11 protein-coding genes are annotated in these 14238 nt (G+C 65.9%); 7 read left to right on the top strand and 4 right to left on the bottom strand.

Going from position 1 to position 14238, the window contains the following annotated elements; all coding sequences use genetic code 11:
• The 6 genes from NWF34_RS22025 to NWF34_RS22000 all read left to right on the top strand — a co-directional run.
• On the top strand, window positions 1–1071 hold a 1071-nt coding region (locus NWF34_RS22025; RefSeq protein ID WP_258326049.1), incomplete at its 5' end, for an ABC transporter permease.
• Between the two features lies 1 nt (window position 1072).
• Complete coding sequence (locus NWF34_RS22020) at window positions 1073–1948, top strand: ABC transporter permease (RefSeq protein WP_258326048.1); 876 nt, start codon at window positions 1073–1075, stop codon at window positions 1946–1948.
• Window positions 1949–2017: 69 nt separating this feature from the next.
• Window positions 2018–3637 carry an ABC transporter substrate-binding protein gene (locus NWF34_RS22015; RefSeq protein WP_024499142.1) on the top strand — a complete coding sequence of 540 codons (1620 nt, stop codon included), beginning with the start codon at window positions 2018–2020 and terminating at the stop codon, window positions 3635–3637.
• Window positions 3634–4521 (top strand): ABC transporter ATP-binding protein, encoded by an 888-nt coding sequence (locus NWF34_RS22010; protein WP_258326047.1) that lies wholly within the window; start codon window positions 3634–3636, stop codon window positions 4519–4521. The genes NWF34_RS22015 and NWF34_RS22010 overlap by 4 nt, the downstream gene beginning before the upstream one ends.
• Entirely contained in the window at window positions 4518–5291 is a 774-nt protein-coding gene (locus NWF34_RS22005; RefSeq protein ID WP_258326046.1) for an ABC transporter ATP-binding protein, read from the top strand. The genes NWF34_RS22010 and NWF34_RS22005 overlap by 4 nt, the downstream gene beginning before the upstream one ends.
• A gap of 73 nt (window positions 5292–5364) precedes the next feature.
• Window positions 5365–6699 carry an NtaA/DmoA family FMN-dependent monooxygenase gene (locus NWF34_RS22000; RefSeq protein ID WP_159404677.1) on the top strand — a complete coding sequence of 445 codons (1335 nt, stop codon included), beginning with the start codon at window positions 5365–5367 and terminating at the stop codon, window positions 6697–6699.
• Window positions 6700–6756: 57 nt separating this feature from the next.
• Here NWF34_RS22000 and NWF34_RS21995 read toward each other — a convergent pair whose 3' ends face one another.
• The gene (locus NWF34_RS21995; RefSeq protein WP_258326045.1) at window positions 6757–7662 is read right to left on the bottom strand and encodes an oxygenase MpaB family protein; all 906 of its coding nucleotides are present in this window, start codon (window positions 7660–7662) and stop codon (window positions 6757–6759) included.
• Window positions 7659–8645: a triacylglycerol lipase gene (locus NWF34_RS21990; RefSeq protein ID WP_258326044.1), complete on the bottom strand. Its 987-nt coding sequence runs from the start codon at window positions 8643–8645 to the stop codon at window positions 7659–7661. Before NWF34_RS21990 ends, NWF34_RS21995 begins: the two co-directional genes overlap by 4 nt.
• 290 nt (window positions 8646–8935) lie before the next feature.
• Between NWF34_RS21990 and NWF34_RS21985 the strand changes: the two genes are divergently transcribed.
• Entirely contained in the window at window positions 8936–10582 is a 1647-nt protein-coding gene (locus NWF34_RS21985) for an acyl-CoA synthetase (protein ID WP_258326043.1), read from the top strand.
• Window positions 10583–10958: 376 nt separating this feature from the next.
• Here the strand turns inward: NWF34_RS21985 and NWF34_RS21980 are convergent, their stop codons facing one another.
• Both NWF34_RS21980 and NWF34_RS21975 read right to left on the bottom strand, forming a co-directional pair.
• Window positions 10959–12251 carry a competence/damage-inducible protein A gene (locus NWF34_RS21980; protein ID WP_258326042.1) on the bottom strand — a complete coding sequence of 431 codons (1293 nt, stop codon included), beginning with the start codon at window positions 12249–12251 and terminating at the stop codon, window positions 10959–10961.
• A gap of 371 nt (window positions 12252–12622) precedes the next feature.
• Window positions 12623–14155, bottom strand: a complete 1533-nt coding sequence (locus tag NWF34_RS21975; RefSeq protein ID WP_096274829.1) for a catalase — start codon at window positions 14153–14155, stop codon at window positions 12623–12625.
• Window positions 14156–14238: the final 83 nt, after the last annotated feature.

The following is a 14238-nucleotide window of genomic DNA, read 5'->3' as shown; positions in this document are numbered from 1 at the left end:
ACCGGGACGAAGCGCTCCGATTTCGGGGCAGTCGTGTCACGACTGTCCGTGTGGGCCTGGATCGGACGCGCGGCCGGCCGCGGCGTCGTCAACTTCCTGATCTTCGTCGTCGTCGCGTTCTTCCTCGTCCAGCTCATCCCCGGTGATCCACTGGTGTCCGCCTCCGGTGGCCGCCTGTCCGGTGCCGCACTGGACCAGGCGCGAGAATCATATGGACTGAACGGTTCTCCGGTCTCGCAGTTCTGGACTTATGTGACCTCGCTGTTCAGCCTGGACCTCGGCAACTCGATCGCCACCGGCCGGCCGGTCGCCGAGGACATGGCCACGCGAGTCCCGGCAACCCTGGAGCTCATCGGCGCCGGCCTGTTCTTCGCCTGTCTGATCAGCCTGCCGATGTCCTACCTGATCGTGACCCGGCCGACCAACCGGTTCTCCAAAGTGCTCCGCTCTTACGCCAGTTCGGCGGGCGCGATCCCCGAATACGTCGTCGGCATCCTGTTCCTGTTCGTCTTCTTCGCCACGCTGGCCTGGGTTCCGGCCCCGTCCGGACGGCTCGACCCGATCCTCATGCCGCCGGCCGAGGTCACCGGATTCCCGATCCTCGACGCCGTCATCGCGGGCGACACCGCGGCGGCCAACTCCTACATCGCCCACCTGATCCTGCCGGTCGCGGTGATGACGGTGTCGCACTCGGCGATCCTGGTCAAGTCGCTGGTCTTGGCCCTCGACACCGAGATCGACAGTCCGGCAACTCGATTCCGGATCGCCTCCGGCGCACCACGACGGGTGGTCGTCCTGAGCGTCTACCGCAGGGCGCTGCCGTCGGCAGTCGCGATGCTCGGCATGATCTTCGGCCTGCTCCTCGGTGGCGCGGTGGTCCTCGAATCGCTGTTCGGACTCGGCGGGCTGGGCCAGTACGCAGTCGACGCGGTCCGGTCGTCGGATGTGTTCGCCCTCCGGTCATTCCTGGTCGTCATCGCCGGCCTGTGTCTGATCGTCTACTTCCTCACCGAGGTGGCCACCGGTCTTCTCGATTCCCGTCGACGCGACTCGCGCAACCAGGAGGTCTGACATGGTCATGGCGCCACTCTCCACGACGGCCGAAACCTCCCACAGGCCCCCGCGCCTCGGGAAGATGGCCCGACTACGCGACTACGCGGGTCTGATCCCGTTCGCACTCTTGCTTCTCCTCGCGGTGTTCGGACCGATGCTGGCACCGCAATCGGCCACCGAGGTGGTCGGAACCCCATCGAGCGCACCCTCGGGGGACCACTGGTTCGGCACCGATTCCAACGGTTTCGACGTGTTGTCCCGGACGCTCACCGCCTTCCGTCTCGACATCGCCATCGCGATCGGGGTGACACTCCTCGCGACCGCCGTCGGCATCGCGATCGGATCGATCGCGGGCATGTACGGCTCGAAGGGCGGCGTGCTCGGCGCGATCGCGGCGACGCTCGGGCGCACCATCGATCTGGTCCAGGCACTGCCCGTCATGATCGGCGGGCTGGTCATCGTGTCCTTCTTCGGACGCAATTCGGTGGTCATCGCACTGGCACTGGCCTTGGTGCTCATGCCCTTCCAGGGCAGGCTGATGCGTACCGAGGTGTTGCGGACACGGAACGACGGTTTTGTCACCGCCGCGCGGATGAGTGGCGAATCGGAGTTCCGAATCCTCCTGCGCCACGTGATCCCGAACTCGTGTGCACCGGTCCTGGAGAACGCTTCGGCGATCTTCGGGATGGGGATCATCTTCTGCGCCGGCCTCGGCTTCCTGGGCGTAGGCATCCCGCTCCCGACCGCGGAGTGGGGGAACATGCTCGCCGACGGAGCCGCCGACGCAGCAGTCGGACGCTGGTGGCCCGCCCTGTTCCCTGTCATCGCCCTCGCCTACTCGGTGTGGGCGGCCTCCCGGGTCACCACCTTCATCTCCCGTCGTCGCCGCGTCTGACCTGACCGGCGCGCGTCAACGGCCCCTCTCTGCATCCCATTCATTCCCAGAACGGAGTACCCGATACCCATGAAACGACTGTCCACCTTGGTGAGCGGAACCGCGCTCGCCCTCGCCGCCGCACTGACACTCAGCGCGTGCGGTGGCGGGTCGTCGAACAATTCCGCCGAGGGCGGCGTGGTCATCGTGACCGCGGCACAACCCCCGAGCTTCAGCTACGAGACGAGCGCCACCGGCTACGAGGCCGCGGAGTTCTTCCTGAACACCGGCGCGACCCTCATCCGCAACCCGTATGTCGCAGGCACGGACGGGCTCTCGGCCCACCAGGAGCTCTTCAAGTTCGAGCCGGTGCTGGCCAAGAGTTACGAGGTCAGCCCCGACGGCAAGACCTACACCTTCCATCTCAACACCGAGGCGAAGAGTGCCGCGGGTAACGCTCTCGACGCCGACGACGTGATCTTCTCGTTCAAGCGCAAGTTCGAGGTCGACACCAGCATCGTGTCGTTCGTCAGCGCTCCCGTGATCACCTCGACCGACCAGGTGAAGAAGGTCGACGACGCCACTGTCACCATCAGCATCGCCGATCCGTCTCACGGCTTCACACTGCTGTCGCTGCTGGCGAACACCCCGTACGCCATCTACGACTCCGAGGTGTTGACGGCACACGCCACCGCCGACGATCCGTATGGCGTCGAGTATTCGAAGACCAACGCGGACTTCGGGTTCGGTGCCTACAAGCTCACCAGCTACACCCCGGGCCAGCAGATGGTCTACGAGGCCAACCCCGGATACGCCCTCGGTGAGCCCGACGTGAAGCGTGTCGTCCAGCGCGTCGTCGCCGACGCCGGCCAGCGCTCGAACCTCGTCAAGAGCGGTGATGCGTCCGTCGCCACCCAGCTGCGTCCCGCCGATCAGGTCGCCCTGCGCGATGCGAACGCCGCCCAGATCTTCACGGTGCCCAGCAACGCCTACGTCTACGTTCCGCTGACCACCACCAAGGCGCCGTTCGACAACGTCGAGGTCCGCCGCGCGTTCTCGTATGCGGTTCCCTACGACGCGATCATGAAGGACGTCTACAAGGGCCGGTTGGGTCCGATCTCGTCGATTCTCAACGACACGCTCCCGGACTACAACGGCAACGGACTGAAGAGCAACACCACCGACGCGGCGAAGTCGCTGGAGATCTTGCGAAACGCGGGGATCACCACCCCGGTGAAGTTCGAGCTGACCGTCAACAACGCCGTGCCCGATCTCAAGGAGACGGCAGTCCAGATCCAGACCGCCGCTCGCGCCGCGGGATTCGAGGTCACCCTCAACGAGGTGAACTCGGCGGTGTTCCAGGAGGGACTGGCCAACAAGACGTTCCAGGCCTCGATGGGCCGGGACTACGCGGTCGTGCAGTCCCCGCCATACGTGCTGTCCCTCTTCTACACGCCGGGGTCGCCGATCAACTGGCCGGACTTCGACTACGCACCGCTGAACAGCGCGATCGCAGCGGGCAACGCCTCCGGCGAGCCGCTCACGCCGGCCGCATGGGGCGAGTGGAACGAGGCCGAACGCATCCTCCAGGACCAGATGCCCACCGTCTACATCGGATACGTACAGCCGCTCAACGCATTCGCCAACGGAGTCGAGGGTTACGTGTTCCGGACCGACAGCGTGATCGACTACTCGGAGCTCAAGCCATGACCACGCTCACCGACCAGGTGGCGGTCGCCGAGGAGGACGTGACGGGCACCGTCGCCCCGGTCCTCGAGGTCACCGATCTGACGATCCGCTACGGCGGAGTGGAGAAGGTCCACCCGACCTCGTTCACGATCGGCCGGCGCGAGCGGGTCGCGATCGTCGGCGAGTCCGGTTCGGGAAAGTCGAGCATCGCCAACGCACTCGGCGGGTTCATCCCGCCGGGTGTGGGCGAGGTGTCGGCGGCGACGATGTCGCTGTCGGGCCGTTCGCTGCTCGCGGAGAAGGCTCAGCGGATCCCGGCTCGGCGTGAGGGGATCTCGATGATCTTCCAGGACGCGATGAGCTCTCTCGATCCCATCTGGTCGGTGGGCAGTCAGCTCACCGCGGTCCTGCCGAAGAGCAGGTACGGCTCCCGCAAGGACCGCGCCGCGGCCGCGGAGGCCCGTCTGGAGCAGGTCGGCATCGTCGAACCGCGCCGGGTCATGTCGTCGGTACCCGGCCAGCTCTCCGGCGGCATGCGTCAGCGCGTGATGATGGCCATCGCGCTGGCCTCCGAGCCGGAGCTACTCATCGCCGACGAGCCGACGAGTGCTCTCGACGCGTCCCTGGCGGTGTCGGTCATGGAACTCATGACCGGCCTCACCATCGAGAACGGGGCGTCGCTCGTCTTCATCACCCACGACATCGCCCTCGCCCGACGCTTCGCCGACAAGGTTCTCGTCATGCAGGCCGGCAGCGTCGTGGAGAGCATCGCCGCGAAGGACCTCGACCACGCGAACCACCCGTACACCCGGGGATTGCTGGAATGCATGCCCACGCTGAGTTCTGCTCAGCTGGAACGCCTTCCAACCCTCGACACGGTCATGAGAGAGGAGACCGCAGCATGAGCACGATCATCGAAGTCGTCGACGTGTACAAGCAGTACGGGCGCAAGGTCACCGCGGTCGCCGGGGTGACGACAAAGTTGGAGAGCGGCCGAGCCACCGGTATCGTCGGCGAAAGTGGTTCGGGCAAATCGACTCTCGGCAAGATGATCGTCGGACTCACCACGCCGACCTCGGGTCAGGTCCTGGTCGACGGCCGTGATCTGTCCCGGCTGCTCGAACGTCGCCCGGGTCGTCTCGAGTACCGCCGCAAGGTGCAGCTCGTGGCTCAGGACACCACCACGACGTTCGATCCGCGACGGGTCGTCCGCGAGGCGATCCGCCGCCCGGCGCAGATCCTCGGCGGGCTGGACGAGAAGGCGGCCGACGCCGCCGTGGACGCGATCGTCGCCGAACTCGGGATCGCACCCGAACTCGTCGAACGGTATCCGCATCAGCTCTCCGGCGGTCAGCGGCAACGCCTTTCGATAGCACGTGCGCTCGTCGTCGGCCCGGACATCCTCGTCTGCGACGAGGCGGTCAGTGCGCTCGACGTTTCGGCGCAGGCGGTGGTCCTGAACCTGCTCAAGGACTACGTGAAGACGCATTCGCTCGGGCTGGTCTTCATCTCGCACGGACTCCCGGCCACCGCATTCATCACCGACGACCTGCTGGTGATGAACCGCGGCACGGTCGTCGAATCCGGCGAGACGATGTCGATTCTCGACGCGCCGTCGAACGACTACACGCAGACGCTCGTCGGCGCCTACCAGGCCATGGAAACAGCGGCCTGAGCCAACGATTCACCGGCCGACCCGGTCGGCGGACAACACCTCTCACAACCACTTCGCACGACAGGAGATCGCAATGTTCCACATGGGTTGGTTCCTCGGAGACGGCTTCGGCATTCACCCCTGGAGCCCCACGAACGGTGACGGTCCGTGGACCGGCACCAACCACCTGGACTGGATGAAGCCCGACATCCACGTCGACATGGCCAAGAGCCTCGAGCGTGCCGGCTTCGACTACATCCTGATCGAGGACACCTCGATGGTCGAGGACTCCTACCAGAACTCCGCCGAGACCTCGCTGCGCCGCGGTTTCATGGCCCCCAAGAACGATCCGCTGCCGCTGGTCCCGCTGATGACGCAGGCCACGAAGCACATCGGCATCATCCCGACCGTCTCGACCATCCAGTACCCGCCGTTCCTGGCCGCACGTGCGTTCACCACCCTGGACCACCTCACCGAGGGTCGCGTGGGCATGAACGTGGTCACCAGCGTCACCGACCGCGTCGCCCAGAACTTCGGCTACGAACGGCATCTCGAGCACGACGAGCGCTACGAGATGGCGATGGAGTGGATCGACGTCGTCAAGGCGCTGCAGAACTCGTGGCAGGAGGGCGCCGTCATCGCAGATCCCTACGCCGGTGTCTATGCCGACCACACCAAGGTCAACCCGATCGAGTTCGTGGGCAAGTTCTTCAAGTGCCGCGGCCCGCTGAACACCATCCCGGGTCCGCAGCGTGAGGTCCCCATCTGTTCGGCCGGTAGCTCGGAGCCGGGTCGTGTGCTCGCCGCCAACTACGACGACACCCAGATCGCCATCGTCAAGGACGCCGCAGATGCAAAGGCCTACCGCGAGGACATCCGTGCCCGGGCGGCCGCCGCCGGACGCAACCCCGACCACATCAAGGTCCTGTTCATCGCGACCCCGACGATCGCAGCCACCGACGCCGAGGCCCAGGCCGCTTACGAAGCGGCCCAGGCGTTCCGCAAGACGGACAAGGCAATCGAGTACAACCTGTGGAACATGTCCTACACCTCGGGCGGTCGCATCGACTTCGGTGCCATCGATCCCGACACGAAGGTCGGCGACATCGACCTGTCCAAGCAGAACGGCGAGTACACCTCGATCGCCGGACTGTTCGGTGGCCGCGAGGACGAGACTCTGCGTGAGGTCGTCGCGAGCAGCTTCCAGGTCAAGGACATGGGTCTCATCGGTTCACCATCCACGATCGCGGACAAGATGGGCGAGATCATGGAAGAGGCCGGGGGCGACGGCTTCCTGTTCTACCTGCCCACCACGCGCATGAACCTGGCGATGATCTCAGACGGACTGGCACCCGAACTGCGCCGCCGCGGACTCATCCGCGAGGAGTACACCGGCTCGACCCTGAGGGAGAACCTGCGCGCCTTCTGAGCCACGAAACACCTCGTCCCCACCCGCCGTTCGCGGGTGGGGACGAGGTGTCTGTCGTCACCGGTAGGCGGCGCGGGCGTGCGGCACCATTCGGATGGCCCTGGGCAGCCGCGGGATGACCAGCTGCGACTGTAACGAGATCAGGCGGAAGAGCACACGTCGTCCGGTGCCCCAGTCGATGCCGAGCAACTCGCGCAGTTCCGGTGTGAGGAGACCCGCGGTGACGGTGGCCAGGACGAGGCCGGCGACGGGACGAACCGTCGTGTTCCACACGAGCGCGTGCCGCAGGACCGGGATGTGCGGCGGTGGCTTGGGAGACGTCACCACACCGAAGACCCGATCGGTCATGTCCGACCGCTCGAGCCTGGTGCGGGTCATCTCGTCGAACCAGGTGCAGAAGGCCTCCCAGTTCTCCGGCATGTCCTGCTCGCGCACCCCGTACATGCGTCCGACCTGACGCATCTCGAGATAGAACTGCTCGACCTCGCCCGGCTTCCAGCCGCGACCGAGTTCCTTCTGCTGGGTGTAGATCCCGTGCACCAGACTCGCGTGAACCCAGTGGAACGCTTCGGGATTCAGTGAACTCCAGCGCGAGCCGTCGGGGTTCTGGCCCTTGATGTCGCGGTGGCGCTCACGCAATCGGCGTGCCATGTCGAGCGCGTCCTCGCGGCCGTAGACGACACCCATGATCATGTCGAGCGTGCGTTCGGCGCGCCCGTACGGATCGGTCTCGAAGACCGAGAACTCGCGCACGCCGGTGGCCACCACGGGGTGGGCGACATCGATGAGCAGACGACGCGGTGCGCCCAGGACGAATGTCAGATCACCGAAAACCTTCCAGGCCACCGAATCCGGGCCCAGGGGCGCGATACCGTCGGTCGCGATGTCGGCCGCTGCGATGTCGTCCGCGGCGATCTCGGTGTCGGCGGCGTGGTCTCGAGTGGGGGCTGGATCTGCCGTCATCTGCCTTCACTCATTCCGGGATAGAAGGGGTCGACCTGGAAACAGGGTACGCGCGTGGCCTCTGCTGGTGTCAACGCGTTTCGCACATGCCGCCACGTGCGCTCGCTGAAGTTGATCGACAGATGTTCGGACAGATCGACCGGGCAGTCATCCTGCAGAAGGATGTTCGTGACATTGTCGCCCTCGAGGAAGCCGTTGGTGAACGGGGTCGCGATCTCGTCGTACTTGGTGACGATCGTCGTGTAATGCGGGCCCGGCTTGGTGTCGCCATTGCCGTAGACCTTGCGGACCAGATCCGAATACTGCGCCTGCTGCGCGAAAGCGGGGAACAGTGCTTTGAAGATGTCGTAGCCGACAGGTCCGAACGGCGGGATGAAATACCTTACGTACGTGAGCATGTCGCCGGTCGATCCGTGGTTGCCGGGCGCGATGCCGATGACTTTGTCGACCTTCTTGTCGCCGCCGAGGAAATCGATGTAGTAGTGCGGCAACAGGCCACCGCCCTGCGACCAGCCGACCAGGTCGACCTTCTTCGCGCCCGTCTGACGCATGATCCGGTCGACGTTGCGCGAGACCTCGCGGGCCGACCTCTCGATGTCGTCCAGACCCTGGATCGGGAAGCTGGGGATCGGCGTGATGTTGCCGTAGTTGAACGTGTACACGCAGTACCCACGGTTGGCCAGGTACGGAGCGCCCGCGGTGTAGGCCCACTGCGTGGTCGCCGTGGCGTTCAGCAGGATCACCGGGTTCGGGCGTTCCTTCGTCGGCTTGCACGACGGGTCGTTGGTGCCCGGCGGGGACCAGTTCGCGTCCAGCGTCTGGTTGAGCACGTTCGGAATGGCGGACCGGAAGTCCCAGGACACGGGGTACTTCTTCGCCGGCGCGGCTCCGGCCGCACCCACTCCGGACAGACCCAGCGTCGCTGTCATCGTGCATGCCACCGCAGCGGTGACGATCGTCGTCAACCGTCGAAAACTGAACATGTTCCTCCACCCTCGATCTGATGACAGATGTTGTCAGAGTTGTCGCGAAATCGCAACGAATCGGTAATCCGATTCCGGCAACGTTGGCCGGGTATCCGGGCCGGGAAAAGTCCGGTGATCCGGCAAGCGCTGGCACCGAACCGATTTCGGCGAAGCGGACATCGACCGCCGAGTTGCGCCCTACTCTGGCACCTGCTTCGGCCATTGGTGACGACCGTGACCAACCGCGGGGTCACCCGAGCCGACCCGTGGGCGCGGACAGCGGCTCCGGCCGCGAAAGGTGGGTGGACATGGTCTCGGTGACCGGTGCGGTCGGGACTGCCGTCGAACAGGTGGAGGACGCCGTCGGAGCGTTCAAGGTACTCAAGCGTTCGGGGCTGCTGGACCTCACACGCCCCAAGGAGCTCCTGACAACGGTCAAGCGCGCGAAGATCATCGGACCCTGCGCCTCGGTGGTGGCACACGGGGCGGACGAGTACCCGGAAGCGGGTGCGGTCGCCGACGAACGCGGTGAACTGACCTACGGCGAGTTGAACGCGAACGCCAACGCGCTCGCGAACCACCTCGAGGCCTCCGGCGTCGAGCGAGGCTCGGTGATCGGAGTGATCGCCCGCGATCACCGGGGTCTGCTGACGACGATGAGCGCCGCGGGAAAGGCCGGTTACCGACTGGCCATGATGAACACCGGATTCGGCAAGACCCAGTTCGTCGAGGTCGCCGAACGCGAGAAGATCGTCGCGATGCTCTACGACGAGGAGTTCACCGACCTCGCCGATGCTCTGCCTGCCGAGACGCTCCGGATCGTGACCTGGGTCGACGGCGAGCGTCCGGTCCCCGAGGGGGTTCGCACCCTCGACGACATCGTCGCAGACGGGGACACGGCGACGCCTCCGGAACCGGACGAGTGGGCCGGACTCGTCATCCTCACGAGCGGCACGACCGGTCTGCCCAAGGGGGCACAACGTTCCAAGCTGTCGCCGTTCTCCAGTGCCCTCCTGCTCGACCGAATCCCGTTCCCGCAGCGCGGCACCATGGTGATCGTCTCGCCGATCTTCCACTCCACCGGTTTCGCCCTCTGGGGTGTGGGGGCAGCGCTGGGCAACAAGACCGTCGTGATGCGACGGTTCGACCCGGAGAAGACCCTGGCCGCGCTCGCCGAGCACAAGGCGGAGGTGCTGGTCGCGGTGCCGACGATGCTCCACCGCATGCTCGCTCTCGGACCCGACGTCATCAAGAAGTACGACACGTCCGCCCTGCGGATCATCGTCATCGCGGGATCGGCTCTGTCACCGGCGCTTTCGGAAGCGGTGCAGGACACGTTCGGTGACGTCCTCTACAACCTCTACGGGTCCACCGAGGTGGCCATCGCCTCGGTCGCGCAGCCGAAGGAACTGCGACTCGCGCCGGGCACGGTGGGCCGCCCGCCGGTCACCAGCCGGCTCGCACTCTTCGACGACGAGGGCCGTCGGATCTCCGGAACCAACGTTCGTGGAAGACTTTTCGTCCGTAACGGCGCCCCTTTCGAGGGGTACACCGACGGACGGAACAAGGAGATCATCGACGGCTACATGTCGACGGGTGACATGGCGCGCTTCGATGAGCACGGCCTGCTGCACATCGACGGCCGCGACGACGACATGATCGTCTCCGGCGGCGAGAACGTGTATCCGCTCGAGGTGGAGAACCTCCTCGCCGAACACCCGGACATCGACGACGTCGCGGTGATCGGCGTGGACGACGACGAATTCGGAAAGCGTCTGCGCGCCTTCATCGTCGCGGCGCAGGACGCGAACCCGTCACCCGAGGACATCAAGGCGCACGTGAAGGCCAATCTGGCGCGGTACAAGGTGCCACGTGACGTCGTCTTCGTCGACGAGTTGCCGCGCAACCCCACGGGTAAGCTCGTCCGCCGGCAGCTGCCCACCGGGCCGCTGTAGGTTTCGACGAGCTCAACCGGCGGGGGGACAGCTCAACCGGCGGGGGACAGCTCAAACGGCAGCCGGTAGCGAGCGCCGGCGAGCCGATACTGCCACGTGACCACGCTTAGCGAGCGGCGGCGAGCCGGTACTGCCATGTGACCACGCTTAGCGAGCGGCGGCGAGTCGATACTGCCATGTGACCACGCTTAGCGAGCGGCGGCGAGCCGATACTGCCACGTGACCACGCTTAGCGAGCGGCGGCGAGTCGATACTGCCACGTGTCCATGCTCGTTGAGCCGGTAGCGAGCGCCAGCGAGCCACCGCGTCGAAACGACGAGCAACCGCCACACAGGGGCCGCTCCACCAGTAGCAGGGGACAACTCGACAAGGGAGGTCAACCGGCGGCGGGGTCTCTCTCCAGCTGTGCGACGACCAGGTGCAGCGCGGCGGTGGTGGTGAGGGAGCGGACCCGTTCCCGGTCGCCGGGGAAACGTCGCGTGACCGTGTAGGTCGGGCGGCCCTTGACGGCGACGCCGAAGCAGACGGTGCCGACCGGTTTGGCCTCGGTGCCGCCGGAGGGTCCGGCGATCCCGGTGGTCGAGACCGCCACATCGGACTTCAGGCGACTCAGGGCTCCCTCGGCCATCGCCGCGGCGACCTCCTCACTGACCGCCCCGTGCGAGGCGATCAGTTCTGCGGGCACGTCGATCAGGTCGGACTTCGCCTCGTTCGAGTAGGACACGACGCCGCCCGTGACGTAGGCGGAAGAACCGGGGCGGTCGGTGAGCCGCGCCGCGATGAGCCCGCCGGTGCAGGACTCCGCCGTGGCGATCAGCCGTCCGTCGAGCGTCGCGATCAGCTGATCCTCGATGGTCGAGCCATCGGTCGAAAAGATCTGTCGCCCATGGTGTTCGGTGATGAATGTCAGCAATTGCCGGTAGATCTCGGCACCGTCGGCGGCGAAGCGGGTGACCATGTCGAGTTCCCCGCGGCGCAGACAGGTGGTGATCTCGAGGGCGTCGAATCCCGGGATCGAGTCCTCGGCACGACGCAGTGTCTCGGCGAGTTCGGCCTCGTGCAGTCCGTACGCCCGGATGGTCTCCTGCGTGAGGTCGTCGGCCCGGGACAGCACCTCGGCGATGGCGGGTGAGGCGATCGCGGTCGGCCACATCGCCTGCAGCTCGACGGGTGGGCCGGGCAGGATGAGGATCGTCGGCAGCGGCTCGTCGGGTGTCGCGGGGACGGCGACGCCCGGTGCGGTGCCGGTGGGCGGTATCGCGGTGGCGCCGGCGGGAACGTGGGCCTGCTTGCGGATACCGATCCGGGTCGGCCCGTCGTCGAGGTCCACGGTGTCGGGCCGCCAGCGCCGGATGATTCCGGCGATGTGGTCCTCGAGTGCGGGGTCGAGCTGTAGGTCGCGTCCACAGAAGTCGGCAACCGTCGCCACGGTGAGGTCGTCGGCCGTGGGACCGAGGCCTCCGCTGGTGACGATGAGATCCATCTGCTGGTCGGCGAGGAAGCGCAGCTGGGCGGTGAGGTCGGCGGGCCGGTCCCCACAGATGGTGATGTGGGCGACGTCCACCCCCAGCTCGAGGAGCTGCTCCGACAGCCACGGCCCGTTCTGGTCGGCGATACGCCCGGTCAGAACCTCGGTTCCGGTCACCACGATGCCTGCGCGCACACTCACGGGATCGAGCCTAGTCGGCGGCGGACCAGCGGTGGTGTCTCTGGGATCGGTGGGGCCGGGTTTCGACGCGACGCCTCGCTTCGCTCGGTGTCGGCTCAACCGGCGTGTCGCCTGGTGTCGAATCCGGGCCTTGCGGAGGACGCGTCTCGAAGGGCCTGGCGAGTTCATCTCACCAGGCCCTTCGAGGCTCGTCGCTATCGCTCCTCGCACCTCAGGGAGCGAGGGGGTCGTCGCTATCGCTCCTCACACCTCAGGGAGCGCAGGGGCTCTGGCGCTATCGCTCCTCGCACTTCAGGGAGCGCAGGGGCTCTGGCGCTATCGCTCCGCACACCTCAGGGAGCGAGGGTCCTCGCCCCGGGTGTCGAGCGGGCTCAGGCCTTTTCGGCCTTCGCCTTCTCCTGTGCCGACGACCGTGCCGGGTTGCCCTGGTCGTCCTTCTTCGGGTCGGACTCGTCCTTCTTCTCGGTGACACCCGATTTGATGCGAGCACCGATGTCGGGATCGACGCGGTGCCAGTACTCGAATGCGCGCTGCAGCACGGGTTCGGAGACACCGTTGAGGAGATGGCCGACGACGTTGTCGACGAACCGCTCTCGCGCGTCGTCGTCGAACACCTCGCGGACGAGCGTGCCGGCCTGCCCCCAGTCGTCGTCCTCGGGATGGTCGACGTAGGCGCTGCGCAGGATCTCCCCGTTGGCCGCCCACTGCGGTTCGCCCTGACCGGGATACAGCGCAGAGGGGCCGCCCTTGGAGTTGGGCGCGTAGACCGGGTCGGTGACGTTGTGGATACGCATCGCGCCGTCCTTGGAGTACGAGTGGACCTCGTTCTTCGGCGCGTTCACCGGGATCTGCTTGTAGTTGCCGCCGAGCCGATGTCGATGCGCGTCGGCGTAGGAGAACACCCGTCCGAGCAACATCCGGTCGGGGCTGAAGCCGATACCCGGGACGACGTTGTTCGGTTCGAAGGCGGCCTGCTCGATCTGCGTGTGGTGATCGACCGGATTGGTGTGCAGCGTCATCTTGCCGACCTCGATGAGCGGGTAGTCGCCATGCGGCCACACCTTGGTCAGGTCGAACGGATTGAAGCGGTAGCTCACCGCGTCGTCGAACGGCATGAGCTGGACCTTGAGCGTCCAGCTCGGGTGATTGCCTGCGGCGATGTTCTCGAACAGGTCCCGGGTGTGGAAATCGGTGTCGGCAGAGGCCATCTGGTCGGCCTCGTGCTGTGTCAGGTGTTCCACGCCCTGATCGGACTTGAAATGATATTTGACCCAGTGCTTCACGCCCTCGGCGTTGACCCACAGATACGTGTGCGAGCTGTAGCCGTTCATGTGACGCCACGTCTTCGGGATGCCGCGGTCGCCCATCAGCCAGGTGACCTGATGAGCGGACTCGGGCGAGAGCGTCCAGAAGTCCCACTGCATGTCGTGGTCGCGAAGGTTGTTGTCCTGGCGGCGTTTCTGGGAACGGATGAAGTGCTGGAACTTCATCGGGTCCTTGACGAAGAAGATCGGCGTGTTGTTGCCGACCATGTCGTAGATGCCTTCGGATGTATAGAATTTCAGCGCGAATCCGCGCGGATCACGCCAGGTGTCGGGGCTGCCCCGTTCGCCGGCCACCGTCGAGAACCGCGCCATCATCTCGGTTTTCACGCCTGGCTGGAACAATGCGGCACTGGTGTAGGCCGAGATGTCCTCGGTGGTCTCGAACGTCCCGAATGCGCCGCTGCCCTTGGCATGTGGCTGTCGCTCGGGAATTCGTTCGCGGTTGAACTGGGCCATCTGTTCGATCAGATAGTGATCGTGCAGGACGATGGGTCCTCCGGCGCCGACCGTCAGGGAGTGTTCGTCACTCCCGGCCGGTGCACCCGAGTCCCGGGTTGTGTACAGCGAATCGTCGGACATATCGCCTCCGAGAGGTCGTCGTATCCGTGCAGAAAATGCGCGACCCGAGGGCTGCAGGTCCGCTTTGCCGATCCTACGCTGAG

The organism is Gordonia sp. GONU, assembly GCF_024733855.1.
Taxonomy (GTDB): Bacteria; Actinomycetota; Actinomycetes; order Mycobacteriales; family Mycobacteriaceae; genus Gordonia; species Gordonia amicalis.
Note: the sequence above shows the minus strand (reverse complement) of the source record. Positions and strands in the feature narration are given on the sequence as shown.